The following is a 26,300-nucleotide window of genomic DNA, read 5'->3' as shown; positions in this document are numbered from 1 at the left end:
AAGATGCCGACGATGCCGCTTATCCCCCTCACTTTTTTGTTTGGTCTGCTGTGCCTGGGGCTGCTGTATCGCCTGGGGCGACCACGGCCGCAGCGCTGGGTCTTCCAGTTATTGCTGTTGCTGTGCGCCTGGCAAAGCCTGCTGGTGGGGATCCGCTATGGTTATGGCGTGGCGCAGTTTAATGGACTGCAACCCTTCGGTGCGGTGGCGATCCCTACGCTGACGTATCTGGCCTTTCTGGTCAGCACCCAGGGCAGGCTGCGGCGACGTGAACTCGGGCACCTGATGCCGCTATGCCTGACGCTGCTGGCGAGCGTGTTCGCGCCTTTTTGGCTGGATGTGCTGATCGCTGGCGCTTATCTGGGTTATGGCACGGCGCTGCTGTACGCACTGCTGCGTGGTGAGAACGCTTTGCAGCAGGTGGCGCTGGCGGAAAGCTGGCTCAGCTATCGACTGTGGCGGGGGCTGGGCATCTTGCTGATGGGCGTGGCGGCGGCCGAACTGGTGATTACGCTCGATTTTTCACTGTTCGACGGGCGTCATGCCGGCAGGTTGGCGACCCTGGTTAATCTGCTGGTGGCGGTAAGCCTGTGTCTGGTGTTGTCCCGCAGCCGTCCCTCAGACAGCCCGGTAGAGCCGTTGCCGGAGCCGACGCAGGAGGTTGCCGAAGACGAGGAGCAACTGGCCGAGTGGTTTGACCAGGTGCAGCAGCGGCTGCGGCAGGACGACCTCTATCTGGAGCCTGAACTGAATCTGGCCCGCCTGGCGCGCAAGGTCGGTTTGCCGACGCGGCGGGTTTCACAGGCGATCAACCGCCATACGGGCATGAATGTGTCGCAATATGTGAATCAACTGCGCATCCGCCAGGCGGCCCAGTGGCTGCTGGACGGGGAGGATCCGGTGACAGATATCATGCAAAAGGCCGGATTCACCACTAAATCCAACTTTAACCGTGAGTTTCTGCGCATTCAGGGCATTAGCCCGAGCGAATGGCGCAGGCAGCAAAAGTTGAGTTAAATAATAATTGGTTATAACTCGCAGATTTATGATCGACCCCCGACCGGGTATGCTGAGTGCTGTTGCCTACCCGGTTTAATGCGAGCCACCTTCGATGACCGCCGTCAGTTCTAAAGAAAACAACTTTCAGCTTAACCAACGGATCCTGTCCGTGGTGATGTTTACCTTTGTCTGTTACCTGACCATAGGTTTGCCGTTGGCGGTATTACCAGGGTTTGTGCATAACGAGTTGGGGTATAACTCGGTACTGGCCGGTTTGATCATCAGCGCCCAGTATTTCGCCACTCTATTCAGCCGGCCACATGCCGGGCGCTATGCCGATCAGCTCGGGCCAAAAAAGGTAGTGCTGTTCGGGCTGGCCTGTTGCGGGGTGAGTGGTCTGTTTTACGCCATGGCTTTTTGGTTTGTCGGTATACCGCTGTTGAGCCTGATTTTGCTGTGCGTTGGCCGGGTATTTCTTGGCGTCGGCGAAAGCTTTGCCAGCACCGGTTCCACATTGTGGGGCATTGGTCTGGTGGGGCCGCTGCATACCGCTCGGGTGATTTCGTGGAACGGGGTGGCGACTTACGGTGCCATGGCGGCCGGAGCGCCGCTCGGCGTTTACCTTAACCAGCAATGGGGGCTGGCCGGGGTGGCGGCGCTGATCGTGTTGGCCGTCGCGATTTCGCTGTGGCTGGCGAGTGCCAAGCCCAATGTTTCGATCACTGCCGGCAAACGCCTCGCCTTTAGCGCGGTATTCGGCCGCATCTGGACCTATGGCCTCGGACTGGCGATGGGCACCGTGGGCTTTGGCGTGATCGCCACATTTATCACCCTCTACTATGCTGATAAGGGCTGGAGCGGGGCGGCATTCTCACTGACGCTGTTCAGCGTTGCCTTTGTCGGTATCCGCTTGATCTTCAGCCAGACCATTAATCGTCACGGCGGCTTAAAGGTCACGCTGGTGTCGTTCCTGATCGAGATTGTTGGATTGCTGCTGATATGGCAGGCCAGCGATCCGTTGATGGTGCAGGCGGGCGCGCTGTTGGCCGGTGCCGGTTTCTCGTTGGTGTTCCCGGCACTGGGCGTGGAGGCGGTTAAACAGGTGCCGCAGCAAAGTCAGGGCACCGCGCTGGGCACTTACTCGGCGTTTCTCGATCTGGCGTTGGGGATCACCGGGCCGCTGGCCGGGCTGCTGATGAGCCACATGGGCGTGCCGTCGATCTATCTGGCGGCAGCGCTGATGGTGTTTTTGGGCGTGCTGTTGACGCTGCGGTTACTGGTGCAAAACCGGCAAAACCCATAATTAAGGATTATTCCTAAACCCACATCCATACCGAAAAATTTATTGTTTCATCTCATGATTACGGTAAGGTCGCTCAGCGGTCCAGAACGAGAGGAGAAATCGATGTATTTACGGCCGGATGAAGTGGCTAGAGTGTTGGAGAATACTGGCTTTGAGCGTGATTATGTCACCGACCAGTCTTATGGTTACCGCAAGGGTGAGCACTACGTATATGTGAATCGTGAAGCGCGGATGGGCAGAACCGCGTTGGTGATCCACCCGGCGCTGAAAGAGAAAAGCGTGCATTTTGCCACGCCGACCTCGCCGGTACGCATCAGCAATCAGTATCTTGAGTTTCCCCTGGATTTAAGCAGCGATGCCCCGAGTGCGCGTTACGGCATTCCACACGGCTTCAGCTCGCGTGATGCGCTTTCGCGCTATATCTACAGCATGTTCCAGTAATGCTTCCCCCGCCTGCGGGGGACACATTCTTACCAGTTCGCAATGGCTTCCTGATTAAAACGCTCATTGTAAGCGCGGCGAAACTGCGCCAGTTCGAAGGCGTCAATATCCAGATCGGCAAAGTAAAACAGCGCGGCCTCGGTGTGTTCGGCATGCAGCTCCGGCGATAGCCCGGCGCGCAGCAGCGTTTCACGCCACAGGGCGATCTGTTGGTCATCCGCCTGCTTGATAAAGGTCAGGTAGATAAACAGCAAATAGGCCGCCTGGTGCATCTCTTCGGTGTAGCCGTTGTTCAACACGCGAATAAAGGTCTGGCTGTTGCGACTGCCCATCTCCTGAATCATGGATTCAATCAGCATCGGTTTTACTTTCAGCAGGTGGGCCAGAGAGTCGATGGCTTTGCGGGTATCGGAAGTCAGAATGCGGTAGCCAATAATAAATACAACGATCAGGGCAGCGATGATGATCCAGGTCATTTATGATTTATTACACTCTCAGAACGCCAGTATTTGGCAGGAGGCGCTGCGTGACAGCGCCCGGTGTCAACGCTGTTCGCCGCTGAAGTTGTCGGCTGCCCGCTGTTGATTGTGCAGGTGGTGGTTAAAGGTGGCGGCATCTTTGGCCAACGCGTCCAGATGAGCGCCCAGCATTTTGATTTGCTTCACTAACGCGTGCTGTTCCGGCACTGAACTGGCGGTGCTCAGTTTGCGCACCAACTGTTCATTCTGCATACGCAATGCGACTTCGCGCTGTTTAGCCTCTTCCAGCAACTGCTGCAGTGCCTGATAGCTGTGCTGCCATTCACGATGCTGCTTTTCGAAGCTGGCCTGCAACTCGCTCATGGCATTTTGAAACTGGGTTTCCAGCTCGCGCATTTTCATGGGATCGATCCTTTGCGGCACTCAATAATGGTTTAGCAGTATAACGAAAACTGCACAGAACCTCACCCGTTGACGACGATTGCGGAAAATTCCCGGCTTGCAACCGGGGTGAGGCGTCTTACAATCAGGGTCATTCCCGGCATTAAAGGCCCAGTCTAGGAGTGGCAGAGCGATGAGCAACCAGGACAAAGACTTTTTTGAACAGGCGATGGCGGATGTGATCCCGTTATCCAGCGCCCCCGAGACCCTGTACCTCAAGCCGCAGGAGACGGTGGATAAAAGCGCACGCCGTGAGGCCGAGGCGCTGCGGCAGGAAAACTTTCTCAGCACCGGTTTTCTTGAGCTGATCCCTTGCGAAGTCCCGCTGGAATACAAAGGCGAGGGCATTCAGCAGGGCGTTCTGGACAAGCTAAGCCATGGGCGCTATCCGTCGCAGGCCAGTCTGAACCTGCTGAAACAGTCGGTAGAGGCCTGTCGACAAGCGCTGTTCCGCTTTATTGTTCAGGCGGAAAAGCAAAACTTGCGCTCGCTGCTGATTGTCCACGGCCGTGGTCGCGAAGATGAAAGCCATGCCAACATTATCCGCAGTTATCTCGCCAAATGGCTGGCGCAGTTTGAACAGGTACAGGCCTTTTGCCGCGCGTTGCCGCGTGACGGCGGGGAAGGTGCTTGCTACGTCACGCTGCGTAAATCGGCGCAGGCCAAAGCCGACAATTTCGAGCGTCACGCCAAGCGCAGTCGTTAGGGAATTGCGGAGCAGCAGCCGGCAGCGATGCTGCCGGCTGAATAAAGCTATTTATTGAAGAATTTATAATCCAGCGAATAACGCCCGGCACCGGTGACCGCCAACAGCAGCAGCCCGCCGATAATGCTGATATTTTTAAAGAAGTTTATTTCATTGCCCATCATTTCCATACCGGTCATTTTCCAGAATGGATGACCGATAAAGGCGGTGCCGAGAACATAAACGGCAAAAATAACCGCGATAGGCCGGGTAAATAACCCGAGAATAAGCGCGATGCCAAAAAAGAATTCAACCACCACGGCGATGATCGCCGCTAAATAGGGCATTGGCGTGCCGTACCCTTCCATCGCTGTCACGGTTGCGCCAAAACTGGTCAATTTCATCCAGCCAAAAATGATAAACAGGATCATCAACAATATTCGGGATAGTAGAATTACGCCGTCTTTTGAGCCTTCACCCATTTTGAACTCCTCAGCCACTGTCACAATTATGTTGTATTACTGATTAAATAGTAGACTAATATCAGGTTTGTTCTAGACCCGTCATCTTTCAAGCTGCAGCGTTGTTACCTGCTTATAAGGCCCATCCATGGTCCTTGCCCTTTCAGGGCCGCTGCAAGCAGCGTTCAAATCTGTTCCCGACAGATTTGTCGCTCACCCCAGTTACTTACTGAAGTAAGCGCCTGGGGATGAGCGAGCTGGGCGCCTAGCTGCAGCTTGAAAGCTATAGGGTATAAATTTATGTATTTTTAAAATGGGATAAATGTATGGATCTTGAAATTCTGTCAGACGAGAAACGTTTCTATATAAACGATCAGCAGGGAAAAATGATCGCCGAGATATCTTTTGTGCCGAGCGGGGATAAATTAACCATTATCGATCACACCTGGGTGGATGAGGTGCTGAAAGGTCAGGGCGTCGGTAAAAAGCTGGTGGCGCTGGTGGTAGCAAAAATGCGGGAAGAGAACCGTAAAATCATTCCGTTGTGCCCGTTTGCCAAACACGAGTTTGATACGACGCCAGAATATCAGGATATCCGTGCCTGAAGAGTGGGTGAGGCGGGAGTTTGGGGGGAGGTAACCTCCCCAAAATTGGATGTGTTAAGAATTTACTGTGACGAATACTAACTACGCGGGTTTATGGGCGGCCAGAATAAAGATCATCGGGCGTTCTTGCTCTTCGTCGAGCGCCGGATTTTCTGCGATTTGCTGTGCCGAAGGGCCCCATTCATTCAGATAGGTGACGACGAACCCTTGCTGCACCAGCAGATTAAGGTAGCTGCCGAGCATACGGTGCTGCTTGATCACCCCTTCCGCCAGCCAGTTGGAAATGCGCTGGCCTTCCTGCTGATAACCATTGACCGGCCAGTATTTTTGCCCGTTTTCGTCTACCTGCCAGCCTTGGTGCTTTGGCGCGGTATAGATCGGGTGTTCGGCGGTGAAGATAAATTGCCCGCCCGGCACTATCGTCTGATAAACCGTGGCGAACAACCGTGCCAGATCTTCGATGTAGTGCAGCGTCAGCGAACTGTAGGCCAGATCAAAACAGGCCGTTGGCAGTTGAAGCTGCTCCAGATCCTGCTGGTGATATTCGATACCGGCGTCTTGCGTCAGCGTGCGGGCTTTGTTGAGCATTTTCTCCGACAGATCCAGACCGAGAACCCTGGCAGCGCCCTGTTCACGCGCGCTGCGACAGAACCAGCCATAACCACAGCCCAGATCGACCACCTGCTTGCCATGTAAGTCCGGCAGGATACTGCGGATGGTCGGCCACTCCGGCGCACCGTCCAGCCCGTCTACCGAGCGGCTGAGCTGCGCATAGCCGTCGAAGAAGGTTTGGTTGTCATAAATATTTTGCGTCATAACGACTCCTGTTTGAGTTAAACCGCTGCCGTATATTTAGGCAGCGTCGTCATGTTATCCGCACATCCCGCTGATTTCCATGTTAAATAAGGTAGGCATGATCGGGCGGTCAGCTTGCTGTCAGGCAATGGCGTCCAGCGCTTGGGCAATCTCTTCTGTCCAGGGCAAGTCAGGGACCGCGAGATTTTCTCGCAGGTGCGCCACGGAGGAAGTCCCCGGTATCAGCAGAATATTGGGCGAACGGTGATACAGCCAGGCCAGGGCGGTTTGCAGCGGGGTGGCCCCGAGGCGCTGGGCTATATCGGATAAGGCCGAAGACTGGATCGGACTAAAACCACCGAGTGGGAAAAAGGGTACGTAGGCAGTGCCTTCACGCGCCAGGCTGTCAATCAGGGCATCATCGCTGCGATTGACCAGGTTGTAGTGATTTTGTACGCAGACAATACGACAAATATTACGTGCCTGGGCGATCTGGGTCGATGTGACATTACTCAGGCCGATATGCCGTACCAGCCCCTGATGCTGGAGTTCCGCTAATGCGGTTAAAGGGGCTTCGATAGAACCTTCTGCCGGGCCATGGGCACTGAACATAATCCTCAGGTTAACCACATCCAGCGTCTCAAGACCCAGATTGCGCAGGTTGTCATGCACTGCACTGGTCAACTCTTCGGCGGAAAATGCCGGTAACCATGAGGCATCGGTTCCCCGTCGCGCACCGATTTTGGTAACCAGAGTCAGGTCGTCCGGGTAAGGCGCCAGCGCGGCTTTAATCAGTTGGTTAGTGACGTGCGGGCCGTAGAAGTCACTGGTGTCGATATGGTTAACGCCAGAGGCTACCGCTTCGCGCAGTACCGCCAGTGCGGCATCAGTATCCTTCGGTGGCCCGAACACGCCAGGGCCGGCCAGTTGCATGGCTCCGTAGCCAAGTCGCTTGACGTTTCGATCGCCGAGGTTGAAGGTGTTGTGTTGATCGCGATTGAACATAACCAGTCTCCTAGAGGGTAAGCGGGGCTACCGCATCCATTTATAATAAGCGTTGCCGCCGACGGTGATAAGTAGCGGGGTAGTGGACGGGTTGTACGGGGAAACGCACAATGAACACCGATTTAGATGATTTGCATGCCTTTCTCGCCGTGGCGCGTACGGGGGGATTCCGTGAAGGTGCCAGAACCCTGGGGCGCAGTGCCTCCGGCGTTAGTGATGCGGTGCGTCGTCTGGAGAAACAGCTCGGTGTCAGGCTGTTCAACCGCACCACGCGCAGCGTCACGGCCACCGCCGCTGGTTATGGCCTGCTGGAAAGGCTGGGGCCGGCGCTGGCTGAAGTGCAGGGGGCGCTCGATGTGGTCAATGGTTTTCGCGATAAGCCTGCCGGTTCACTGAAGCTGAATGTGCCGACCAGCGTGGCGCGGCTGGTGTTGCCGGCGCTGATCCCGGCATTTCTCGCTGCCTATCCGGAGATCAAGCTGGAGGTGCAGACGGACGAAAGCTTTGTCGATGTGCTGGCCGCGGGCTGCGACGCCGGTATCCGTTATGAAGAACGGCTGGAAAAGGACATGATCGCGGTGCCTATCGGCCCGAGAATACAACGCTTTGCCGCTGCTGCTGCGCCGGACTACCTTGATCGCTGTGGGCGGCCTGAACATCCGCAGGATCTGTTCAGCCATGCTTGCCTGCAAGGGCGTTTTCCCAGTGGTAAAACCTATCCCTGGGAGTTTGAGAGGCAGGGTGAGAAACGGGTTATTCACCCGGAGGGCCCGCTGACGGTGCAGGCGGGGGGCGCTACCGATCTGGCCATAGAGGCTGCCGTGGCTGGCGTGGGGATTATCTATTTATTTGAGGACTGGTTAAGGCCTTATTTGACCCGAGGCGAGTTGGAGCCGGTGCTCGAAGCCTGGTGGCCGCAGTTTTCAGGGCCCTATCTCTATTATTCCGACCGACGATTCATACCCGCGCCATTGCGGGCATTTATCGATTTTATCAAACAGGCACAGGACCACGGCTGACAGGGCCGGTGGGGTTAGATCAGGCGATGCTCATGTATTTTGATGGTATTCATGATGCTGTCCATCATCACCTGCACCCGGTGGGGGAGCACGCCGCGTTGACGGTAAATAAGGTAAGCCTGCATATCGATGCAGCGCTCGCGCTCGATGCAAGGCAACAGTGAACCTGATTCCAGCGCGGAAGCCACCGAGTAATAGGGGGCATAGACAATGCCCAGGCCCTGTTTGGCCAGCTCGATCGCCGGCAGGATATTGTCACAGATACTGGTGCCGTTGACCGCCACATCGACCAACTGGCCCTGCGCGTTGTAAAAACTCCAGGTATTGCGGCTGCCGCCCAACACTCGCAGAGTAATACAACGATGTTGCGCCAGCTCGGTCGGCTCGATAAGCGGTGAGCGGGCAATATAATCCGGCGATGCGAATAAGCCAACGCGGAAACGGGTCAACGGCCGGGCGATCAGGCTTTCATTCTGCGGCTGGAAGAGGCTAATCAGCAGGTCGCAGTCGCAATCAAAAACCGCACCGTATTTTTTCTCGCGTTCATCCGGGTTGCGGGTGACCAAATCGACGATCAGTTCGGGGGATCCACGCAGCAGGGGCGGCAGCAGATAACGGGTCAGGAAGGAATGGATACCGTTTGGCGCACCCAGGGTCACCATGCCGCTCAGGCTTTGTTTATAGGTGCCGGACATGTCGAGCAGGTCGTTATGCTCATCTAAAAGCTGAGTGGCACGGCGTAGAAATTGCTCACCGAACTCGGTTAATGACAGCGTTCGTGGGCTGCGCAAAAAGATCTCCAGGCCCAGCCGCCGCTCAAGTGCCGTCAGGGTGCGTGACACATTGGATTGCGGCATATCCAACAGCTGCGCTGCTTTGCTGACGCTGGCGGTTTCTGCAATGGTGCGAACGATCCTGAGCTCGTCAATCCTGAAGTCTTTTGATTTCACAGTGCGTACCAAACTGAGTTTGTATATCAAAAATGATATACATTTTTGCCGGTATTGTCATATGACTTATCACTGACCGGCGGGTATTCTTTTGGTCAATTATTTGCTATGCATTAAAGTTGACATGGAAGATTATAATGAAAATAACCTGCGCGATCATTTTGCCATTGACGTTAACGCTGACCGCCTGTTCGTCGTCGGTCACTGAAAAAGAGAAATATTCGACGTTTTTGCCTAATTATAATGATATTACCAAAAGCCAATCTGCTTCTGGTAAGGACGTATTATATTGGAAAGATAGTAACGTTGATTTTTCCAAATATAAATATTTGGTTTACCAACCGATGATCTATTTCCCACGGCCAAAACCTAGCGAGATGGTGAGCCAGCGTGCACTCGATAATATCCTGAGCTACACCAATCAGCAGTTCAGGCAGGCGATGGGCTCACACTTCATCCTGGAGGATGTACCGCGTGAAAATACGCTGATTTTCCGTGGGGCTATCACGGCTATCGATACGCAGAAGAAGGGGCTGCAGGTGTATGAAGTGCTGCCGATTACGCTGCTGGTTGCCGCAACGCAAAGCGTCACCGGCCACCGCACCATGGAAAGTGCCGTATATATGGAAGGGGAATTTATCGATGCCTCAACCCACCAACCGGTGATCAAAGTGGTGAGGAAAGCGTCCGGAGAGAACCTGAATAATGAAAAGTCACAGTTAAAAGTGGCCGATGTTAAAAATGCCATCGATACCATTGCCAAAGATATTAAAGAATATAAAACCACATAAATATTGCTAAATAATTTAGCCTTACCAACCAGGATACTGCATGTTTCTAGATTACTTCGCTTTAGGGGTATTGATCGCCGTATTTTTAATTTTATTTTACGGTGTGATCATTATCCACGATATTCCTTATCTGCTGGCCAAGAAACGGCAGCATCCTCATCAGGATGCCATTCATGTGGCGGGCTGGGTCAGTCTGTTTACCCTGCATGCCATTTGGCCACTGCTGTGGATTTGGGCGACATTATATCGACCGGAACGGGGTTGGGGGATGGCCGACAAGCCTGAGCCACCTGACGTGCTGCAGGCGCGAATAAATCAGCTCGAAGGTGAGTTGCAGCGTATGCAGCTACAGGTTGCCGAACAACGCTTGTCGTCCAACAAAGGTTAAGCAAACAGTATGGATCTCTTAATTATCCTCAGCTACGTCGCGCTGAGCTACGGCGTATTCAAACTGTTCCGTATCCCGGTCAATAAATGGACGGTACCGACGGCGGTGCTCGGCGGTATTTTTATTGTTGGCGCCTTAATTCTGGGCATGAATTACAACCATCCTTATACCTACCGGGCGCAGAAGATCGCCATTTCAGTGCCGATCGTCCCGCAAGTCTCGGGCGTGATTGTTGAGGTCACGGATAAAACCAATGTGCTGTTGCACAAAGGGGACCTGTTGTTTCGCCTTGACGATACCCGTTACCGCGCACGCTTAAGCAAGCTGCAGGCGGAACTTGCCGGCGCAGAAGCGGATGTGCGGGCGCGCCAGGCTACATTAAATGAGTCTGCCGCGAATGTTCAGCGGGTAAATGCCGAGTATGAACGGGCCCGCAAGGATTATCAGCGCTATGCCAAAGGCGCGACCATGGCGGTCAATCCTTTTTCCGAGCAAGACATCAGCCATGCGCAGCAACAGTTCCAGGCACAATCTGCCGCATTGCAGGCTGCCAGGGCACAGCATCAGCAGGCTAAGGAACAACTTTCTGGTCGTTATAACGGCGAAGATGCGTATATTGCCGGCCTGAAATCGCAGATTGCCGAGGCGACTTATAACCTGGAACAAACCATTGTTCGCGCACCGAGCGACGGTTATGTCACTCAAGTGCTGGCCAGACCGGGCACCACGGCAGTGCGCTTGCCTTTCAAGCCGGTGATGATTTTTATTCCGCAGCAAAAGCGGCAGGTGGTGGCGGTATTCCGTCAAAACTCGATCCTGCGTTTAACCCAGGGAGATAAGGCCGAGGTGGTATTTAACGGTTTGCCGGGCAAAATCTATGGCGGCTCGGTAACGCGAGTGCTGCCAGTGGTGCCGGACGGCAGCTATCAGGCCAGTGGCGTATTGCAGGGATTAAATGCCGGCGCCCAGCAGGAAGGGGTCTATGTGATGATCGATCTGGATCCTACTGCGGATCTCGACAAACTGCCCGATGGGGTAACTGCCCAAACTGCGGTGTATACCGAGCACTTTGAGCACCTTTCCATTATGCGCAAAGTCCTGCTGCGGATGACCAGCTGGATGCACTATCTCTATTTGGATCACTAGTTGTTATCTGTTTACAGGCACAAAAAAGCCCGCAACGTGAATTGCGGGCTTTTTCGTTATTGTCACCGGATCTATCTGGTATCACCGGTGACCTATTTGGTGGAGCTGGGGGGATTTGAATAACCTGGCTAGTTTATTGTAATTATTGATAAAAAACGAGTTCAGATTTGTAGGATATACCTAAACGTATACCAATGCAGGAAAGTGATACCGACTTAGAGGGTGATTTTAGAATCCGGCATCAGCAGCTATCCCTTAAATGAGCCTGTTTTTGGGGCAGCCCCATGATAGATCCAATCTGTCATCTCGCTCAGAAAAAAAAGATTTATAGAAAAACTGGTCACAGTGTTCACTTTTTAATTTAGTCTTTTAAAAACAACGAATTAATCAGTGACCAGTTGGTGATGAGTTTGCCCCAACTGATCACTTCCCGTGAACAGTCAGCCCTAAAATGCAAAATACCGGCCTGAGCCGATTATTGAGTTGCTTCCCACGATGATGTCGGTGATTTCTGCTGTGGTAGAATTTGTGCGGGATCTGTTGCTTGAGCTCACACACTCAGGTACAGCGAGGAAAAAACAGCAGGAAAGCGATTTTCTCGTCATTTAGTACTGAATAACGAACGGTAACTTACTGTATTTAAAAGCATAAACGCCGGAATCAGTATCAACACCATTGCACGGGAATTTGATACCATCCGGTAAATATTACTCCGGGTTGACAGTTTGCTATGTGTCAGGAGGGGGCGACGGTTCAATCATACTATGTTAATTTAACCGCGAACCAATTATTATAAGAATAATATTTCATATCTAAATTTCACAGATGGCTTATTACTCATAGGAAAAAATAAATGCTTGCTGAAAATGAGTTAAACAACGAGTTAAGATCAGGAAAAATTTTCGCTCTGACTAATACTAACATTTCAAAGTTCAAGATACAGCCATCAAGTATTGATTTAACTATAAAGTTAATTCATATTCCTGATAATAATAAAATAAAAAAATCTCATTCAATTGATCCTGGTGAAACCGTGATATTAGAGATCAACGAGGTTTTTTCATTATCAAGTGATATTTCTGGTATTGTATTCCCTAAAAACACGCTTTCAAAAAATGGAATTATAATGACAAATCCCGGTCATGTTGACCCAGGTTATAACGGTATACTAACTTTGTATCTCGTGAATATGTCCAAAGAAACATTTAATCTAAGAGAGCAAGATGCTGTTGCAAGATTGTTGCTGTTTAAAACATCGTCAATTACGTCAGGATATCAGGGGAACTCAGTTACGCGAGTTGATGAAGATCAATTGAACAGGATGGGTAAGGATTTTGCCGGGTTAAATAAGCGAATAAAATTTGCACTTGGGGCGGTATTAGCAAAATGGTCCGTAGGGCTTTTTGTATTGGTGGCTATAATGCTTTCGATTGTTGGAATGGCCGTACCCATAGCATTTACAATGACATCATCATATTTTGATAATACAAAAGATTTAAAACAAAGTATCAAACAGCAAGAGGAAAAAATAGAAAAGTTAAACAAAGAAATAGCACTTCTAAGTTCACGAGAACCATTGCAAAGTGCTACAATCCCCAAAAGAGTTGGTAAGTGATGGTTGTAAAATGATAAAAATTGCTGAATTATCAATAAAATGTATCTCGCACCCAAGTTTTGAACAAGACGTTTTCACAGAATTTCTCACAGAAAATGGTCTCACGTGGGTGCAGAGGGGAGTAGCCACTGATGCCGAACATCTTGTTGAGGCATCTGGGCGGCTATGTTACATGTCTTTTGGTGAATTAAACCAATCCCCGAAGAATAGTGTTGAATATATAATGAATTTAATTGACCAAGGACATGAAAGTGTACTTGAACATTTAAATTGGACTTTTTTAATAACCGGTGTATCCAGAGCTTTTACACACCAACTAGTTCGTCATCGTGCAGGGTTTTCTTATAGCCAATTATCCCAACAGTACCATGATGAGTCTGATGCCAAATTTGTAGTCCCAATTGAAGTAAAAAACAACCCTGCGCTTTTTGATGCATGGGAAAAACATATTGAAACTTGCCTAGAATTTTATAGATCGTCTTTGTTAGATATAAAATCCAATCAGAAAATGGATAATTACTCTAAAAAAGAAAGTATGAGGGCACTAAGAAGCGCTTCAAGATCAATATTACCAAATGCAACAGAAACAAAAATCATCGTGACTGCCAATGCACGTGCCATTCGCCATTTCCTAAAAATGCGAGGTTCTCTGGATGGTGATTATGAAATGAGAATGGTTTCTGAGAAGATATATGGAATAGTTAGCAATGATGCACCAGCCTTGTTTCAAGACTTTAAAGTTTTAAATGAAAAAACTGGTAATGCCAAAGTGGTAAAATTATTCACCACATAAAAATATAACTCTTTATTAACATTGCGCTTGAAATCCCGGCATTGGAGGGACAAGCGCGAAATATAAATATAATTACCCTGCAATACGAACTATTAACTTTAAGAGACATTTCTGCATTTCAGTTGGCATAACTTACGCTATTTGCTCAAAGCTGCCTGTCAGAACCTGTTTGCCTAAAAATTCTTAGAGTGAGATTTTTCCATTTTCCAAACGGCTCCCTCTATGACTGACTCTGGATAAGGCATATTATTAGGCAGTCTTTATTGATACCCAATGAAAGGATTCGGATGATGGCATTTGAAGATAAGAAGAAAAAGGCAATAGCCCTGATGGAAGATAAAAAGATGTGGCGGAGCAATTATGCGCCACCGATCTTGCGTTTGTTTTGGAAGTTGGGGGGTAAAATGCCACCGCCACCGTTTGCCCCCTTCTGGCTGAATACGTTGTTCTTCACCGTCTGGTTTGGCCCGCTATACGGCATTCTCATGTGGTTTCGTAGCGGGGAAAATGAAGGTTTCAGCGTATCGCTTGCGGTGTTAAACGCCCTCTTTGCCGGTTTGCTGTTTGGTGTATTCATGGCGTTAATTCACTCTTGGCGCAAGCGGGCCAACAAACTGCCTGACTGGAAGAGTCTCTAATGGGGCGACAATCTAAACCTCAGGAAAAAAAGATTTATAGAAAAACTGGTCACACTGTTCACTTTTGTTTTTAGTTGTTTAAAAACAATAAATTAACCAGTGATTAGTTGGTGATGAGTTTGCCCTGACTGGTCACTTACCGTGAACAGTCAGACCCAAAAATGCAAAATACCGGCCTGAGCCGGTGATTGATTGCACAGTGGGTGAGCGACAGTGAGAGATTTCAGGTAAAGAAAAGGCCTGCAATGCAGGCCTGAGTACTCACCGCTACGGGGTTCCCCGGTGTTGGGTGTATGCGGTTTGTACAGAACGACTATAAGCGGCCCCGCGCAACAGCGTCCAATGGGTTCGGCAGATCAATAACCGCGTATTGATCGGCAGAAACGATCGTGACGCTATTTGCTCAGCGCATTTCACACTTGGGGAGCCAGTCGGCTTCACAGTCTTCGCTTAATATCAGGTTGGTCTGCATCCCCTGATTGGTCTTGCGTTTCAACAGCGCTATTTCGTACTCACGCAGGGTTTGCGGCACCGCACGCCCGAACGCGGTCAGATTCAAGGGGTACTTGTGTCCCCGGGCCTCCATGTAAGAGAGGTACGCGTGATACAGATATTTGCGTGGGTTCGCCGGGGTAATGTTGGCATTACCGATATAGAGGCCGTCGGGCGCACTGACCGCCAGCAGGTAGCCGCAAAAATCGACCAGCGGATCGGCACTGCGTTTAATCTCCAGCGCTTCATCGGAGTTCTGTTGGGCCTCGAGTAATACGCGTGCGTCATTGGGCGCGGCAAAACGCTGCATCAGGTGGCGCACGATCACCGCCAATTCACCGGTGATTTTTGCCAGCAACTGCGGGTCACGTTCATGGGCCGGTATCACCTCCGGGAACGGCAGGATCACCCGGCGGCGGGAGACACCGCCGCTGCGGTCACTGAACTGCATCGGGTTGTTATTCACCGCCAGAATCACCGCCGGAATGTGCGTGGAGTAGGCATCCCGGTATTTCGGGTCGATAGCCACCGCATCGCCGCCGGTGATCGCTTTGATGCCCGCCCCGTCACCGCTCCATTTCTCTTGGTCAGGCAGGATAATCAGCGAGAATCCGACCACGGAGGCGCGTTCCCGTGAGGATTCCAACGTATCGATGGTGGCCGAGGTGGTGTTGTCTTTCCCCGCCAGCAGGCTGGCTATCGCGGCCATCACGCTTTTACCGCTGCCACCGGGGCCGGTGACCTCAAGGAACAGTTGCCAGTCATAACGGTTCGCCAGCACCATAAACAACGCGGCAAGAATACGCGCCTGCTTTTCGGGCTGATGCCCGGCGGCGCGGGTTAGCCAGCGCCAGAAGTGCGGGGCATGGTCGGCCAGATTCTCCCCGGCCTTGGGCGGCGTGTAGTCCACGCTGTTGACGGTACGCAGCCATTGCGTTTTCTGGTGTGCGCTGAATTGCCCGGTGGTGGTGTCAAATACCCCGTTACGGAAACCAATCAGGTGCCGTGCCGGCGTGCCCATTTGCGGCACCATCAGCCTGAGTGTGTCCAAAATGCTGTTGATACCCGCAGCCGAGAACGGGGCGCGGATTTTCTGGAACAGGGCGGCAATCTCCCGGCTGAGTACCCGGTACGGCAACACCTGCCATGCGCCGTTTTCATAGCGACACAGGTCTTCACCGACCGGTGGCACGGCCAGCAGGTGCTGGTAGTGCTCTGCCAGCAATTCGGCCTTTTCACTGGCGCTCAGGGCTTTCAGGTCGGCATCGCTGAGCGTATCAAACGGGCTGGGTTGTTTGGGCTGGCTAAAGGCCGCCAACTGCGCAAGCGCGGCTAGCTTTCCCTGTTGCAGATAAACGTCATTCCAGTCGCCTGTTTCTGACGGTAACGCTGGTTTGCCGCCGCTCAGTTGCGCGGCCTCGGCGGCGCGGGCCTGCCCGGTGCCGTTCTCGTCATTGTCGGCCGCCAGCAGCAACAGCGCATCAGGGTAGTGAGCACGCAACTGCTGCGCCATGGCGGGCAGGTTATTGGCGCTGAGGGCAACACAGACACTTTCCCCGGTCAGTTCATGCACGGTCAGGCCGGTAGCGTAGCCTTCCGTTAGCCAGATAACGGCATTATCTTGCCCGTGCAGAAAATGGCAGGCGTGTTTTATTTGCCCTCCGGCCAACGTGCGTTTGTCGCCTGCAGCATTAATTAACTGGACGTTGACCACCTCCCCGGCGCAGTCGGTCAGGGGTAACAGCAGGTCGCCGGGCTGGTAAGTGATACCGCCCACGCGCAGTGACGGCCCCTGTAGTGTCAGAGTGTCGCTATCCGGCCAACCTTTGTCGGTCAGGTAGGCATTCCCAGCCTGTTGCCGGGCGCTGGCGAGCAGTTGTCTGGCCTGCTGTGCTGCGTTATTTCGCGCCTGTGCTTTGTCCAGCTGTTCCTGTTGGGGATTGTATTTGGGCAACGTACTGCCCGACGGCTCACCCAATACCCCGGCCACCTTCACGGCGGCCTCTTTGGCGGTCACGGCCAGTGCTTTTTCGACCAGATTCAGGCCATCGCCACCGCCACACTGGTTACAAAACCATGTCCCGCGCCCTTGCAGGTTATCAAAGCGAAAGCGGTCTTTGCCGCCGCAGACCGGGCAGGGCTGTGCCCGGCCCCCTGCAGTAATGTGAATGCCCAGTGCGGGAAGCAAGACCGGCCAGTGACCGGTAGCAGCACGTGAGGTGTGAGAAACGCTTAATGCAGTCATTGTTTTTCCTCCTCAGTGCACGGTGGTGTTGCGGGTGACGGCCATCCGGCCACAGCACAGCTCATCCATCATCTTTTGGCCAAGCGTTGTCAGGCGCGGGGGCGCTACCAGAATATCCGGTTGCACCATGTCACTGAGCATGGTGCAGGCCATGTCCATGCCCACCTCCGCGCCGTGCTGGCGGACAAAGTAGCCTTCAATGTCCATTGCAATCGCCATTTGCAGCTCATCCAGCGTGTAGCCGGGGTTCACCCGGTAAAAGGCGCAGGTATCGAGATAGGCATGGGCCAATGCACGACGGTAAACAGCGGTACGGACTTCAACGGGTAAACAAGACTGTGGGGTGTTCATGCGGCGGAAGCCTCCATGCTGGCGATAATGTGGGAGTCACAGGTTTTTACGACCTGCCCGAGCTGGTCAGTGAGTACCGCAATGACAGACGCGAAAGCGGCTTTTTGAGTGGCGTCCGGACACTGGCCGGTCGATTCAAGCGTGTCCAGCATGTCGAGGAATAGCACGCCGGTAGAATGCGCGTGCTGAAGACGCAAGAAGTCAGCATGTGGAATGGGGTAATAGGTTTCACTGTGGAAACGGGCGGCCAGCGTATTCATGCCACCCCCTGTACAGGCAGACGGCCCGCAAACGACAGAATGTAGTCACGCGCCAGCAGGCGGCGGGCGCTGTGTTCAGAATCCGCCACGGTGCGCAGCATGCACGGAGTTGCCGTCAGGGCAGTACGGCGAATGGCCGCAAACAGGAAACAGAATTCAGGGTGAGTCGGGGTGAGGGTCGTAGCCATGGCGGCAGCCTCCAATAAGTATTGGTTATTGCTACCACCGAAGTTTCCACGCTTATGGGTGGTAGCCCAGACGGGGGTGGAAATACCGGCCTTATTGGAAACCGGCCTGACCGAAGTCAGCCCCGCCTGAGCCACCATTGTTTGACAGCCACAGTAGCATAAACACCACTGTGCAAAAAATGAGCGCACTAAGGCTACGACATAAAAAAACACGCATGGCGCGTGTTGTGTCGCCAATAAGTTACACGGGTTTCCACGCCCGGCCGTCGATTGTGCGACAGCGGGGGGACTATAGCGCAGGGCCGGACGTGGGGGCAAGCCGTAAGACGCCCCCGGATGTTCAATCGATCGCATAGTGATCAACAGTCGGTAAGCGAGTCATTGCGGGTATCGGCTCCCGCATCGGTCAAGGGGATCGGCCCGGCGCGGAATAAACGCGGTTCGGCCAGGCTACTGGCCAGACGGATCATGCCGTGTTTATCGCTGCGGTGTTCCGGTAAGGCAATATCCGGCTGTTTGCGTTGCAACAGGATGGCTTCTGCGACAAACAGTGCGTCGTTGTCGTTCAGGGTAAAGCTCTGTCGGCCCAGAGTTAACTGCATCATGCCGCGGCCCCCTGATGACGGTTGGCGATGCGCTCAGCCATCCAGTTTTCGATTTCTGATTCGAGCCATGCCACGGTTTTACCGCCAAGGGAAATTTGGGCCGGGAACTGCTTGCGGGTCATCATCTCGTAGACGGTAGAGCGTGACAGCCCGGTGGTGTACAGGACTTCCGGCAGGCGAATGAAACGCTCACGGGGCGTGTAATCGACCGGGACGGGCGGGAATGTGGAAGGGGTCTGTGTGGCAACTGCAAACATGGAATGCTACCTCGTTTATACCCGGTGGGATCTCACCGGTGCTGTGTGGGTTCGTCTGGTAGCGCCCTATTATGAGAATATTTTGCGGGGTGGCAACAAGGGGATGTTGTGTGGTGGGCTAGGGAATTGTACGTAAAAACAACGAATTGCACTAAGTTGCATTAACCCATCACTCCTCGTACTTCCTCACCTTTAGTCCATAGTTTTCAGCAATCAATAAGCGATTTATAAATAGGCAGGAACAGCAAAAATAAATCTAACCATGGCTAGCCAGAGAAAAGGTCTTTTTTAGAAGAGTGAACAGTAGTGAACACTGTGTGATGAGTTTTAGATAAACTAGCCACTAGTTTATTAACTGATTTAATTACCTTTTTTATTAAAGTGAACAGTAGTGAATAGTTTTTATAAGAACTAAAACTTCGTTGGTGGTTTTACAGTCAATTTTTGGGACTGTTGTCCTGCGGACAGTCCAACCGGGATGAATGGCGATGTTGTACGGCAGTCAGCAGAATAGCCTCATATTGACTGACACCGGAGATAACCCCATGAGCACGACTGCATTACCCCAACACATCAACGACAAGCTGCAAGCCCTGCGTGATGCCCGCGCCGCCCACGACAAAAACTATCAGGCGCTCACGGACGTCATTACGGGGATTGCCCGCTGCCATCAACAGAAGAAAGACACGGAAGTGGAAAGTCATGAGGCGGAAGGCCAGTGGCGCACTCTGTTCCGCAAACTGCGTGGGGAAATGACCCCGGAGCTGCAAGCACAGCACCACAACCGGATCTCCAAGCGGGAGCTGACGAAGGAATTCGACGGCCTGATTGAAGAAATGGAGATGGATAAAATACAGCTCCACCTCAATTGCGGCGGCACCGCTCCGACATTAAAAGATGCGCACCGGTCTGCCATGCTGGCATTTGGTGACCACGCAATGGATAAGGCTGTAGAGGCCATTCAAGCTGCCGTTATCAATGATGATGTTATCAAAGCTTGCGCAGTGGCAAAGCAGGCCTATGGTGTATATCGGCGTTTCCCAATGGAGGTGATTGAAAAACGTTTGATGAGTGTAGTCAGTCTCCTCATAACAACGCATATGATGCTAAATACAGCAAAGCAACCGGTGTTATCCCCTGTGCTGGATGAAATCGGGTTGATACCACCAGACGCGCCAGGCGTATCGGAAAAACTGCAAAATAGCCCAGCCTACCGAACACAGGTGGTAAGAGAACTGGCAGAAAAACGCCAGAGGTTACAACTGAAAGGGGCAAAATCATGATGCGTTGCCCACTGTGTACTCATTCGTCTTATACCCGTACCAGCCGTTATGTCACGGAACAGACGAAAGAGGCTTATTACCAGTGCCAAAATATCGTGTGCTCCTGCACCTTTAAAACGGTAGAAAGCGTCGATAAGATTTTATGTCAGCCCATTCAAGCGGGAACGGTAACCGGCGATGATTTACCGCCGCCGGAAAAAAGGACATTAAATCGTTACCGTCGTTATAGCCAAAATCAAACACTTCACTGATTGAGCAAGCCCCGTTGCAATGTTGATTTTGCTGCGGGGCTTTTACCCATCCCCAAGCCCGAAAACAGCCTTTTTTTCTGGCTAGCCTGCCTTAAATCGAGCGTGCATGCATAGGGTGCATGATTTTGCATTAATCCCCTAGCCCTCAAAACAGCCAAAACCCCGCGCTACAAGGGCTTACAGAGCCTCTGTGTCATGCATGAAATGTGCATGATAAAGTCACAGCGCGTAGGCGAGGGAGTATTGCGCGCGCGCGAGGTTTGAGCCACTTTTCATTTAAAGCGTCAGCGTGTCTCTGAGCCGTTTAGGTATGTTTATTTAAGCTAGGTGAGTAATGGAGTTATCGCTCACTAACAGGCCTCTAGTGAACTTTTTCTGATTTGTGAATGGAAGATGGCAGAGACGCTCATGCACATTGGGGGCTGCTACTCATTGATTAACATCGCATGATGTTAGCAACATCTGCTTCTTGCACTGGACGACCCCGGTACCGCTCACTGACAGCTTTGAGCGAAAAATGGACGTACAAGTATCTTAATCTATATGATCTGCCAAGTTACAACAAACTCACTAATAACAATTATATATGTCAATCATTGGGGGATAAGTCAGGTGCGCAATAATTATTATCATTATCACGCATCAATATAGTCACATTAAATATTTCCTTCATGAAATTTAATATCTAATGTTTTATGTAGCATCTTGTGTATTTTAAGCTGACTTGTGCGCTCTGCCTCTCCACTTGACACAGCACTTTTATTCCTATAGGACCAAATGAAAGTATTATTGGTTTCAAGTTTAATACCAATTGCACCAACCTTATAAAGACATGATAAAACAGTGCTAATAATTTCATTTTCCGTCGAGCCAGTAACTTCAAAGTACTCCTTTGCTATAACGACACAAGGATCTGCAGTTTTCTTGGTGGATAACTTAGTAATTACCGATTCAAATTGAGAGTTTTTAAAATCACTAAAATTGAATGTGGACTTCCTACCCCTCAAAATTTCAATTGTATCTTCAAAAGATGGATATGTTTCACCCCATTCTTCCTTCAAAGACCTTAATCTTTTTTCGGAATAAGCCGTTTCTGCTTCATGAATCAATGTCCATGTTATTTTGTCTTTATCTACACCTACTTTAAATGTTTCATTTACAAACTGAAGAATATCTCTAGGCCTTAGGAGTGTACGCTCTAATATATATTCCATTGGCGTTTTACCATGGGCTACCTTTCGCGCCTCAGGAAATATATCAGAGATAGTCACTTGATCTTTTGTGTAAACTCTCCTAAAAGTTTCCCTAACTCTTTTTTCAACTAAATCAATCAACTCTGATGAGGACCATTGGATTTGTAAAATATAAGATTCGTACTTTTCTTCTTGAAACCCTGCGCCGCGTGTTTTATCAAAAACCAAGTCTATCAAATCTTTCCTAAGCGCAACCAATATTTTTACGTGACTTATTTTTCGAAATCCCTTTACTTCTTCGATTAATGCCCTAATGAATTTACATCTTGTATTGGTATCTGCCCAATCTTCATCAAGTTGATCGATTAAGAGATAGTAGTGTTTTTGAGGATCTTTAAATGAATATTCTGCCAGCATATCTAACATTTCATTTAATTGTTTTATCTGTAAACCACTGACGACTTGGCTTGCCCTCTGTGTTATTTCAGTTTTTTGTTCGTCGCTGAGCTTGCTTGCTCCACTTAGTGAAACGTCAATACCCGAATATTTAACACCTAAATTAGCCTTGGTCTCATCCTCAAGCTTTCTTGTTATTTGCTTTAATTGCTCGTCAGTATCTAACCAGAATTTATCTCCCCAATCTCTAAAATAATTAATTGCTTTTTGTTTAACCTCATCTCGTTTGAACCTATCCACTAACCCTCTAAAAAAACTTTCATTATCCTCTTCATTTCTAATTTTATATCGAAGTCTAACTAATTCAATTATTAGAATATGACGCCAAAGCATTTTGTAGAACAAATCAAGATTAACCCCAAGTTTATCCATAAATTGAATTATGTCAGAATGCTCAAGAAACTTAACAGAAATATCATTAGGATCAATTTTTTTATAGTTATCTATAGATGAACTTACTTTATACAGAAGAGCGCTCTTACCAGCCCCTGTTCTACCTACTATAATAGAACGTGGACTTTTAACATCTAATAAATCTTCCAAATACCCTTTATCGATAAAGCATGTATCTAAAAATTCGTTATCAGTCTCAGCATCTAAATCACCTATGCTTAAATTTCTTTTGATTTTAACTGGGTTCTTGTCCATATATTTACCTCAAAAATAAAGTACAGCAAGCTAAACTTAACATCTATACCCCAAAGAAAAAACCTAATCTAGTAGTTTTAAAAAAAAACATAACCCGACATTATAACCTGTGATCTGCTTCCTATAAATTAAGATATTGTGATGTCAGTAACATCCGGTTCGGGCACAGAGCTGCCTGTCAGATTAGGTATAACCCTGAAGTGTAAAGGTGTCATCTCAGATCTGAATTGACACATATAAGCCTATTTTTTTGCGTATACTTCCGCTCCCCACCAAGTCATTAACTCTTTGCGTTGTTCAAGGTACGTTGAGCGATTATAAGCACGTCGTACCTCGTTTTTGTCACTATGGGCTAACGCCGCTTCAATCACATCAGCACTAAATCCAGCTTCATTCATAGCTGTACTCGCTATCGAGCGTAAACCATGTGCGACTAATTTCCCGCCATAACCTATACGTTTCAACGCCGCATTCGCTGTTTGGCTGTTCATGGCCTTACGCGGGTCATTGCGGCTTGGGAATACGTGCTCGCGTCTACCGCTTATAGGGCGCATGATTTCCAGGATCTCTACGGCTTGTTCTGAGAGAGGAACAATATGATCACGTTTAGCCTTCATCCGTTCCGCCGGGATACGCCATTCACGTTTCTCAATGTCGATCTCGGCCCATGCGGTTGCAGAAGCTTCAGCAGGGCGTATCAGCGTCAGCAACTGCCATTCAAGCAAGCAGCGGGTAGGTATCGATAGATTGCTCATCGAGATTGTACGCATCAGTTTAGGCAGTTCTTCGGGCCGTATGGTCGGCATATGCTGCTTCTTAGGCCGTTCGAATGCGTTACCAATACCAGAGGCCGGGTTAGCATCAATCAATCCGGTGTTAACTGCGTAGATCATGATTTCGTTGATGCGTTGAACTAATCTACGAACGGTTTCTAATGCACCACGGGCCTTGATAGGTTCCAGCACCTGGATTAGCAAACGCGCTTTGATGTCTTGAACAGGGACATTTTCGATAGATGGCAGTATGTCTTTTTCAAGAGAACGCCAGATGTCCTCCGCATGCTTCGCGCTAACGCTGGCCTGCTTCAACGCGAACCATTGCTTTGCCACATTCAGGAAAATGCTTTCTTGGGCTACCTGCTTTTGTTCCGCCTCTTCTGCTTCTTTGGCCTGTGGGTCAATGCCTCTTGCCAGTATCGCGAGCTTTTCGGCACGTATTTGCCGGGCGTCGGCAAGTGACAGGGCAGGGTAGGCACCGAGGCTAACCATAGTCCGTGAACTGGTGCCGGGGCGGAGGTAGCGGAAACGCCACAGTTTCTTGCCGGTGGTTTTGACTAATAGGAATAGGCCGTCACCATCATGCAGGGTGAGGTCTTTCTCGATTGCTTTGGCTTTTTGTACTTCGGTATGTGTGAGGGGGCGTGTAGTCCGCGCCATGTAAGGATTCTTCCATAATTGGTATACGTTTATGGCATACATTTTAACGTATACCTAAACGTATACCAATAAATCCCGGATTTAGCTGGATATACTCGGACTACTACAGACACAAAAAAGCCCGCAAACCTAGGTGGTATGCGGGCTTTCCGTACTTCTCCGGACTTATCTGGTAATACCCGGATCATCATTTGGTGGAGCTGGGGGGATTTGAACCCCCGTCCGGAATTACTACACCGTCGGCACTACATGCTTAGTCCAATCTTCACATTCGCCGGTCAGCTGCGGATGGACACGCCACTAACAAACTAGCCTGATTGGGTTTAACGCTTCAGCCCCAGGCAGGACATCCACGCGATCTCTTTTGGGTTTGACCTCTCTTGATCCCCGTCCTAAGAGCGGAGGCTAGGGAGAGAGGGAATCTTCAGTTTCTTAGGCTGATTAAGCTGCTAAAGCAGCAGATTCGAATTGCGAGTCGTTTGCAATTATTTTTTTTGCGGCTTTTTACGAGGCAAACCGCCCCTCGGCATGCTCCTAAGGCCTCACAATCCCGTCGAATCCAGAATCAGCCCCAAGTTACGTCGCGCAGTATAACAGAAGTTTATCCCGTTAAGCCAGAGGCTTATCGGTTGGCGTGCTTCATGATACGGGATTTCGCCGTCTGCCATTCACGATCTTTGATGTCATCGCGCTTATCGTGTTCTTTCTTACCTTTGGCTACGCCGATTTTGATCTTGGCCCAGGCATTTTTCCAATACATGGACAAGGCAACCACGGTGTAACCGTCACGGTTTACACGGCCGAGCAGTGAGTCCAGCTCACGCTTTTTCAGCAGGAGTTTACGGGTACGTGTCGGATCGCAGACCACATGAGTAGAAGCTACGTTGAGCGGTGAGACAGTGGCGCCAAACAGGTAGGCTTCACCATCGCGAAAAGTCACGTAGCTGTCACTGATGTTGGCTTTGCCGGCACGCAGCGATTTGACTTCCCACCCTTGCAGAGACAGGCCCGCTTCGAATTCTTCCTCAATGGCGTATTCGAAACGCGCACGCTTGTTTTGCGCAATGGTGGCAGAGCCGGGTTTGTGTGCTTTTTTCTTTGTCATAGTGTGTTCATTATACTGGATGCGTCAGCGAAAGAAATCCTTTCCCGCTCAGCACCTGCGCAATTTTTCGCATTTTTGGCCTCTGTGTTGCATAGCAGATTTTTTGTTTGCCGATAGATAAATGGTATGATTTGTATGTTTTGTGTCTCACAGGAAATGATATGCCCCAGATCAGTCGATCTGCGTTAGTGCCATTCAGCGCCGAGCAGATGTATCAGTTGGTTAACGATGTTCATTCTTATCCCGATTTTCTGCCAGGTTGCACCGGTAGCCGGGTGATTAACGCGTCCAACAATGAAATGACCGCCGCGGTGGATGTTGCCAAAGCCGGTATCAGTAAAACTTTTACCACGCGCAACACGCTGCTGGATAACCAGAGCATCAATATGCAACTGGTTGACGGTCCGTTCCGCAAGCTGATGGGGGGCTGGCACTTCACGCCGCTCAGTCCGGAAGCCTGCAAGGTTGAGTTGCACCTGGATTTCGAATTTACCAACAAACTGATCGAGTTGGCGTTCGGCAAGGTGTTTAAAGAGCTGGCGGGTAACATGGTGCAGGCATTCACCCAGCGGGCGAAAGAGGTTTACAGTGTCTGAGATACGGGTCGAGGTGGTTTACGCCTTGCCGGAACGTCAGTATCTGCGCAACGTCACGTTGGCCGAGGGCAGCAGCGTTGAGCAGGCGATTGTCGCCTCCGGGCTGCTGGAGCTGCGTGGTGACATTGATCTGCAAAGTAACAAGGTGGGTATCTATAGCCGACCGGCCAAGTTGGGTGATGTGCTCAATGATGGCGACCGGGTGGAAATTTATCGCCCCTTGATTGCCGACCCCAAAGAGCTGCGCCGTCAACGGGCAGAGAAGGCAAAAAAATAAGGCGCTGAATGCGCCTTGTTTTTTATCAGAATTTTATCTTCCGAGTTGCAGCCTGGTACTGTCATGAAGAACTTGACGCGTCCCTCACGGGCCGGACGATAGT

The 26,300-nt window shown here is 50.7% G+C and carries 31 protein-coding genes, 1 other RNA gene and 1 pseudogene; 17 read left to right on the top strand and 16 right to left on the bottom strand.

The genetic code is table 11. The features are described from left to right. The first annotated feature begins 3 nt into the window (after positions 1-3). The 3 genes from NHG65_RS20300 (at position 4) to NHG65_RS20290 (ending at position 2,743) form a co-directional block, all read left to right on the top strand. Positions 4-1,017 carry a helix-turn-helix domain-containing protein gene (locus NHG65_RS20300; protein WP_413478515.1) on the top strand — a complete coding sequence of 338 codons (1,014 nt, stop codon included), beginning with the start codon at positions 4-6 and terminating at the stop codon, positions 1,015-1,017. Positions 1,018-1,111: 94 nt separating this feature from the next. Then, positions 1,112-2,302, top strand: coding sequence for an MFS transporter (locus tag NHG65_RS20295; protein ID WP_099062726.1), 1,191 nt, complete (start codon positions 1,112-1,114; stop codon positions 2,300-2,302). 102 nt (positions 2,303-2,404) lie between these two features. Further along, complete coding sequence (locus NHG65_RS20290) at positions 2,405-2,743, top strand: DUF2002 family protein (RefSeq protein WP_012146416.1); 339 nt, start codon at positions 2,405-2,407, stop codon at positions 2,741-2,743. A gap of 29 nt (positions 2,744-2,772) precedes the next feature. Here the strand turns inward: NHG65_RS20290 and NHG65_RS20285 are convergent, their stop codons facing one another. Then, positions 2,773-3,219 (bottom strand): DUF1198 family protein, encoded by a 447-nt coding sequence (locus NHG65_RS20285; protein WP_085118398.1) that lies wholly within the window; start codon positions 3,217-3,219, stop codon positions 2,773-2,775. Positions 3,220-3,285: 66 nt separating this feature from the next. Further along, positions 3,286-3,624, bottom strand: coding sequence for an MbeD/MobD family mobilization/exclusion family protein (locus NHG65_RS20280; RefSeq protein WP_099062725.1), 339 nt, complete (start codon positions 3,622-3,624; stop codon positions 3,286-3,288). Between the two features lie 172 nt (positions 3,625-3,796). On the opposite strand from NHG65_RS20280, the gene smrA reads away from it, so the two are divergent. Further along, positions 3,797-4,369 carry a DNA endonuclease SmrA gene (gene smrA / locus NHG65_RS20275; protein WP_261427834.1) on the top strand — a complete coding sequence of 191 codons (573 nt, stop codon included), beginning with the start codon at positions 3,797-3,799 and terminating at the stop codon, positions 4,367-4,369. 47 nt (positions 4,370-4,416) lie between these two features. On the opposite strand, the gene NHG65_RS20270 is transcribed toward smrA, so the two are convergent. Continuing rightward, positions 4,417-4,830 carry a DoxX family protein gene (locus tag NHG65_RS20270; protein WP_085118394.1) on the bottom strand — a complete coding sequence of 138 codons (414 nt, stop codon included), beginning with the start codon at positions 4,828-4,830 and terminating at the stop codon, positions 4,417-4,419. A gap of 305 nt (positions 4,831-5,135) precedes the next feature. On the opposite strand from NHG65_RS20270, the gene NHG65_RS20265 reads away from it, so the two are divergent. Beyond that, complete coding sequence (locus NHG65_RS20265; protein WP_085118392.1) at positions 5,136-5,414, top strand: GNAT family N-acetyltransferase; 279 nt, start codon at positions 5,136-5,138, stop codon at positions 5,412-5,414. 81 nt (positions 5,415-5,495) lie between these two features. On the opposite strand, the gene NHG65_RS20260 is transcribed toward NHG65_RS20265, so the two are convergent. Together NHG65_RS20260 and NHG65_RS20255 are read right to left on the bottom strand one after the other, a co-directional pair. Then, entirely contained in the window at positions 5,496-6,230 is a 735-nt protein-coding gene (locus tag NHG65_RS20260; RefSeq protein WP_499182602.1) for a class I SAM-dependent methyltransferase, read from the bottom strand. Positions 6,231-6,350: 120 nt separating this feature from the next. After that, the gene (locus NHG65_RS20255) at positions 6,351-7,214 is read right to left on the bottom strand and encodes an aldo/keto reductase family oxidoreductase (RefSeq protein ID WP_099062722.1); all 864 of its coding nucleotides are present in this window, start codon (positions 7,212-7,214) and stop codon (positions 6,351-6,353) included. A gap of 110 nt (positions 7,215-7,324) precedes the next feature. On the opposite strand from NHG65_RS20255, the gene NHG65_RS20250 reads away from it, so the two are divergent. Then, complete coding sequence (locus NHG65_RS20250; RefSeq protein WP_261258875.1) at positions 7,325-8,233, top strand: LysR family transcriptional regulator; 909 nt, start codon at positions 7,325-7,327, stop codon at positions 8,231-8,233. A gap of 14 nt (positions 8,234-8,247) precedes the next feature. Here NHG65_RS20250 and NHG65_RS20245 read toward each other — a convergent pair whose 3' ends face one another. Further along, positions 8,248-9,183, bottom strand: a complete 936-nt coding sequence (locus NHG65_RS20245) for a LysR family transcriptional regulator (protein ID WP_413502920.1) — start codon at positions 9,181-9,183, stop codon at positions 8,248-8,250. A 137-nt stretch (positions 9,184-9,320) separates the two neighbouring features. Between NHG65_RS20245 and NHG65_RS20240 the strand changes: the two genes are divergently transcribed. The 7 genes and pseudogenes from NHG65_RS20240 to NHG65_RS20210 all read left to right on the top strand — a co-directional run bounded on the left by NHG65_RS20240 (position 9,321) and on the right by NHG65_RS20210 (position 14,554). Next, positions 9,321-9,974 (top strand): DUF3313 domain-containing protein, encoded by a 654-nt coding sequence (locus tag NHG65_RS20240; protein WP_261427840.1) that lies wholly within the window; start codon positions 9,321-9,323, stop codon positions 9,972-9,974. 40 nt (positions 9,975-10,014) lie between these two features. Next, a complete protein-coding gene (locus tag NHG65_RS20235) occupies positions 10,015-10,362 on the top strand; it encodes a DUF3302 domain-containing protein (RefSeq protein ID WP_499182601.1) in 348 nt (115 codons plus the stop codon). A gap of 9 nt (positions 10,363-10,371) precedes the next feature. Further along, a complete protein-coding gene (locus NHG65_RS20230) occupies positions 10,372-11,508 on the top strand; it encodes an HlyD family secretion protein (RefSeq protein WP_499182600.1) in 1,137 nt (378 codons plus the stop codon). Positions 11,509-12,006: 498 nt separating this feature from the next. Further along, a pseudogene (locus NHG65_RS20225) lies at positions 12,007-12,212 on the top strand (recombinase family protein); the annotation flags it as partial. Positions 12,213-12,361: 149 nt separating this feature from the next. Beyond that, on the top strand, positions 12,362-13,123 hold the full coding sequence (locus NHG65_RS20220; protein ID WP_499182599.1) for a dCTP deaminase: 762 nt from the start codon (positions 12,362-12,364) through the stop codon (positions 13,121-13,123). Between the two features lie 10 nt (positions 13,124-13,133). Continuing rightward, the gene (gene thyX / locus NHG65_RS20215; protein WP_499182598.1) at positions 13,134-13,916 is read left to right on the top strand and encodes an FAD-dependent thymidylate synthase; all 783 of its coding nucleotides are present in this window, start codon (positions 13,134-13,136) and stop codon (positions 13,914-13,916) included. 290 nt (positions 13,917-14,206) lie between these two features. After that, positions 14,207-14,554, top strand: coding sequence for a DUF6404 family protein (locus NHG65_RS20210; protein ID WP_499183500.1), 348 nt, complete (start codon positions 14,207-14,209; stop codon positions 14,552-14,554). A 403-nt stretch (positions 14,555-14,957) separates the two neighbouring features. On the opposite strand, the gene NHG65_RS20205 is transcribed toward NHG65_RS20210, so the two are convergent. Genes NHG65_RS20205 through NHG65_RS20180 form a run of 6 tightly spaced genes read right to left on the bottom strand, consistent with a single transcriptional unit; the run spans position 14,958 to position 18,952 of the window. Next, positions 14,958-17,291 carry a primase-helicase zinc-binding domain-containing protein gene (locus NHG65_RS20205; RefSeq protein ID WP_499182597.1) on the bottom strand — a complete coding sequence of 778 codons (2,334 nt, stop codon included), beginning with the start codon at positions 17,289-17,291 and terminating at the stop codon, positions 14,958-14,960. A 12-nt stretch (positions 17,292-17,303) separates the two neighbouring features. Then, positions 17,304-17,642 carry a DUF5375 family protein gene (locus NHG65_RS20200; protein WP_197821431.1) on the bottom strand — a complete coding sequence of 113 codons (339 nt, stop codon included), beginning with the start codon at positions 17,640-17,642 and terminating at the stop codon, positions 17,304-17,306. Next, positions 17,639-17,902, bottom strand: a complete 264-nt coding sequence (locus tag NHG65_RS20195) for a hypothetical protein (RefSeq protein ID WP_499182596.1) — start codon at positions 17,900-17,902, stop codon at positions 17,639-17,641. Before NHG65_RS20195 ends, NHG65_RS20200 begins: the two co-directional genes overlap by 4 nt. Continuing rightward, positions 17,899-18,444: a host cell division inhibitor Icd-like protein gene (locus NHG65_RS20190; RefSeq protein ID WP_499182595.1), complete on the bottom strand. Its 546-nt coding sequence runs from the start codon at positions 18,442-18,444 to the stop codon at positions 17,899-17,901. Before NHG65_RS20190 ends, NHG65_RS20195 begins: the two co-directional genes overlap by 4 nt. A 5-nt stretch (positions 18,445-18,449) precedes the next feature. Then, positions 18,450-18,695 carry a hypothetical protein gene (locus tag NHG65_RS20185; RefSeq protein WP_499182594.1) on the bottom strand — a complete coding sequence of 82 codons (246 nt, stop codon included), beginning with the start codon at positions 18,693-18,695 and terminating at the stop codon, positions 18,450-18,452. Beyond that, entirely contained in the window at positions 18,692-18,952 is a 261-nt protein-coding gene (locus NHG65_RS20180; protein ID WP_261092931.1) for a helix-turn-helix transcriptional regulator, read from the bottom strand. The genes NHG65_RS20185 and NHG65_RS20180 overlap by 4 nt, the downstream gene beginning before the upstream one ends. A 545-nt stretch (positions 18,953-19,497) precedes the next feature. Between NHG65_RS20180 and sid the strand changes: the two genes are divergently transcribed. Beyond that, positions 19,498-20,235, top strand: coding sequence for a capsid size-determining scaffold Sid (sid, locus tag NHG65_RS20175; protein WP_499182593.1), 738 nt, complete (start codon positions 19,498-19,500; stop codon positions 20,233-20,235). Further along, positions 20,232-20,486, top strand: a complete 255-nt coding sequence (locus NHG65_RS20170) for an ogr/Delta-like zinc finger family protein (RefSeq protein WP_499182592.1) — start codon at positions 20,232-20,234, stop codon at positions 20,484-20,486. The genes sid and NHG65_RS20170 overlap by 4 nt, the downstream gene beginning before the upstream one ends. 656 nt (positions 20,487-21,142) lie before the next feature. On the opposite strand, the gene NHG65_RS20165 is transcribed toward NHG65_RS20170, so the two are convergent. The 4 genes from NHG65_RS20165 to smpB all read right to left on the bottom strand — a co-directional run bounded on the left by NHG65_RS20165 (position 21,143) and on the right by smpB (position 25,324). Then, complete coding sequence (locus NHG65_RS20165) at positions 21,143-22,783, bottom strand: P-loop ATPase, Sll1717 family (RefSeq protein ID WP_499182591.1); 1,641 nt, start codon at positions 22,781-22,783, stop codon at positions 21,143-21,145. 242 nt (positions 22,784-23,025) lie between these two features. After that, complete coding sequence (locus tag NHG65_RS20160) at positions 23,026-24,219, bottom strand: integrase domain-containing protein (RefSeq protein ID WP_499183499.1); 1,194 nt, start codon at positions 24,217-24,219, stop codon at positions 23,026-23,028. Between the two features lie 192 nt (positions 24,220-24,411). Next, positions 24,412-24,792: a transfer-messenger RNA gene (gene ssrA, locus NHG65_RS20155) on the bottom strand. 49 nt (positions 24,793-24,841) lie between these two features. After that, positions 24,842-25,324: an SsrA-binding protein SmpB gene (gene smpB, locus NHG65_RS20150; protein WP_085118380.1), complete on the bottom strand. Its 483-nt coding sequence runs from the start codon at positions 25,322-25,324 to the stop codon at positions 24,842-24,844. A gap of 161 nt (positions 25,325-25,485) precedes the next feature. Between smpB and NHG65_RS20145 the strand changes: the two genes are divergently transcribed. After that, positions 25,486-25,920: a type II toxin-antitoxin system RatA family toxin gene (locus NHG65_RS20145; protein WP_020828273.1), complete on the top strand. Its 435-nt coding sequence runs from the start codon at positions 25,486-25,488 to the stop codon at positions 25,918-25,920. Continuing rightward, positions 25,913-26,197 (top strand): RnfH family protein, encoded by a 285-nt coding sequence (locus NHG65_RS20140; RefSeq protein WP_099062716.1) that lies wholly within the window; start codon positions 25,913-25,915, stop codon positions 26,195-26,197. Before NHG65_RS20145 ends, NHG65_RS20140 begins: the two co-directional genes overlap by 8 nt. The last annotated feature ends 103 nt before the right edge of the window (positions 26,198-26,300 follow it).

This window comes from Serratia myotis (assembly GCF_027474885.1).
GTDB lineage: Bacteria > Pseudomonadota > Gammaproteobacteria > Enterobacterales > Enterobacteriaceae > Serratia > Serratia proteamaculans.
The sequence above is the reverse complement of the archived record's forward strand: the minus strand, read 5'-3'. Positions and strand labels throughout refer to the sequence as shown.

What these genes read in the sequence shown, in the direction of transcription:
- smpB (WP_085118380.1), bottom strand. Translation starts at nt 25,324, where the DNA reads ATGACAAAGAAAAAAGCACACAAACCCGGCTCTGCCACCATTGCGCAA.
- NHG65_RS20205 (WP_499182597.1), bottom strand. Translation starts at nt 17,291, where the DNA reads ATGACTGCATTAAGCGTTTCTCACACCTCACGTGCTGCTACCGGTCAC.
- NHG65_RS20270 (WP_085118394.1), bottom strand. Translation starts at nt 4,830, where the DNA reads ATGGGTGAAGGCTCAAAAGACGGCGTAATTCTACTATCCCGAATATTG.
- NHG65_RS20220 (WP_499182599.1), top strand. Translation starts at nt 12,362, where the DNA reads ATGCTTGCTGAAAATGAGTTAAACAACGAGTTAAGATCAGGAAAAATT.
- NHG65_RS20230 (WP_499182600.1), top strand. Translation starts at nt 10,372, where the DNA reads ATGGATCTCTTAATTATCCTCAGCTACGTCGCGCTGAGCTACGGCGTA.
- NHG65_RS20145 (WP_020828273.1), top strand. Translation starts at nt 25,486, where the DNA reads ATGCCCCAGATCAGTCGATCTGCGTTAGTGCCATTCAGCGCCGAGCAG.
- NHG65_RS20290 (WP_012146416.1), top strand. Translation starts at nt 2,405, where the DNA reads ATGTATTTACGGCCGGATGAAGTGGCTAGAGTGTTGGAGAATACTGGC.
- NHG65_RS20260 (WP_499182602.1), bottom strand. Translation starts at nt 6,230, where the DNA reads ATGACGCAAAATATTTATGACAACCAAACCTTCTTCGACGGCTATGCG.
- NHG65_RS20195 (WP_499182596.1), bottom strand. Translation starts at nt 17,902, where the DNA reads ATGAATACGCTGGCCGCCCGTTTCCACAGTGAAACCTATTACCCCATT.
- NHG65_RS20285 (WP_085118398.1), bottom strand. Translation starts at nt 3,219, where the DNA reads ATGACCTGGATCATCATCGCTGCCCTGATCGTTGTATTTATTATTGGC.
- NHG65_RS20185 (WP_499182594.1), bottom strand. Translation starts at nt 18,695, where the DNA reads ATGATGCAGTTAACTCTGGGCCGACAGAGCTTTACCCTGAACGACAAC.
- thyX (WP_499182598.1), top strand. Translation starts at nt 13,134, where the DNA reads ATGATAAAAATTGCTGAATTATCAATAAAATGTATCTCGCACCCAAGT.
- NHG65_RS20240 (WP_261427840.1), top strand. Translation starts at nt 9,321, where the DNA reads ATGAAAATAACCTGCGCGATCATTTTGCCATTGACGTTAACGCTGACC.
- NHG65_RS20165 (WP_499182591.1), bottom strand. Translation starts at nt 22,783, where the DNA reads ATGGACAAGAACCCAGTTAAAATCAAAAGAAATTTAAGCATAGGTGAT.
- NHG65_RS20200 (WP_197821431.1), bottom strand. Translation starts at nt 17,642, where the DNA reads ATGAACACCCCACAGTCTTGTTTACCCGTTGAAGTCCGTACCGCTGTT.
- NHG65_RS20180 (WP_261092931.1), bottom strand. Translation starts at nt 18,952, where the DNA reads ATGTTTGCAGTTGCCACACAGACCCCTTCCACATTCCCGCCCGTCCCG.
- NHG65_RS20235 (WP_499182601.1), top strand. Translation starts at nt 10,015, where the DNA reads ATGTTTCTAGATTACTTCGCTTTAGGGGTATTGATCGCCGTATTTTTA.
- NHG65_RS20295 (WP_099062726.1), top strand. Translation starts at nt 1,112, where the DNA reads ATGACCGCCGTCAGTTCTAAAGAAAACAACTTTCAGCTTAACCAACGG.
- NHG65_RS20210 (WP_499183500.1), top strand. Translation starts at nt 14,207, where the DNA reads ATGGCATTTGAAGATAAGAAGAAAAAGGCAATAGCCCTGATGGAAGAT.
- NHG65_RS20160 (WP_499183499.1), bottom strand. Translation starts at nt 24,219, where the DNA reads ATGGCGCGGACTACACGCCCCCTCACACATACCGAAGTACAAAAAGCC.
- NHG65_RS20300 (WP_413478515.1), top strand. Translation starts at nt 4, where the DNA reads ATGCCGACGATGCCGCTTATCCCCCTCACTTTTTTGTTTGGTCTGCTG.
- NHG65_RS20280 (WP_099062725.1), bottom strand. Translation starts at nt 3,624, where the DNA reads ATGAAAATGCGCGAGCTGGAAACCCAGTTTCAAAATGCCATGAGCGAG.
- NHG65_RS20190 (WP_499182595.1), bottom strand. Translation starts at nt 18,444, where the DNA reads ATGCGATCGATTGAACATCCGGGGGCGTCTTACGGCTTGCCCCCACGT.
- NHG65_RS20170 (WP_499182592.1), top strand. Translation starts at nt 20,232, where the DNA reads ATGATGCGTTGCCCACTGTGTACTCATTCGTCTTATACCCGTACCAGC.
- NHG65_RS20250 (WP_261258875.1), top strand. Translation starts at nt 7,325, where the DNA reads ATGAACACCGATTTAGATGATTTGCATGCCTTTCTCGCCGTGGCGCGT.
- smrA (WP_261427834.1), top strand. Translation starts at nt 3,797, where the DNA reads ATGAGCAACCAGGACAAAGACTTTTTTGAACAGGCGATGGCGGATGTG.
- NHG65_RS20265 (WP_085118392.1), top strand. Translation starts at nt 5,136, where the DNA reads ATGGATCTTGAAATTCTGTCAGACGAGAAACGTTTCTATATAAACGAT.
- sid (WP_499182593.1), top strand. Translation starts at nt 19,498, where the DNA reads ATGAGCACGACTGCATTACCCCAACACATCAACGACAAGCTGCAAGCC.
- NHG65_RS20255 (WP_099062722.1), bottom strand. Translation starts at nt 7,214, where the DNA reads ATGTTCAATCGCGATCAACACAACACCTTCAACCTCGGCGATCGAAAC.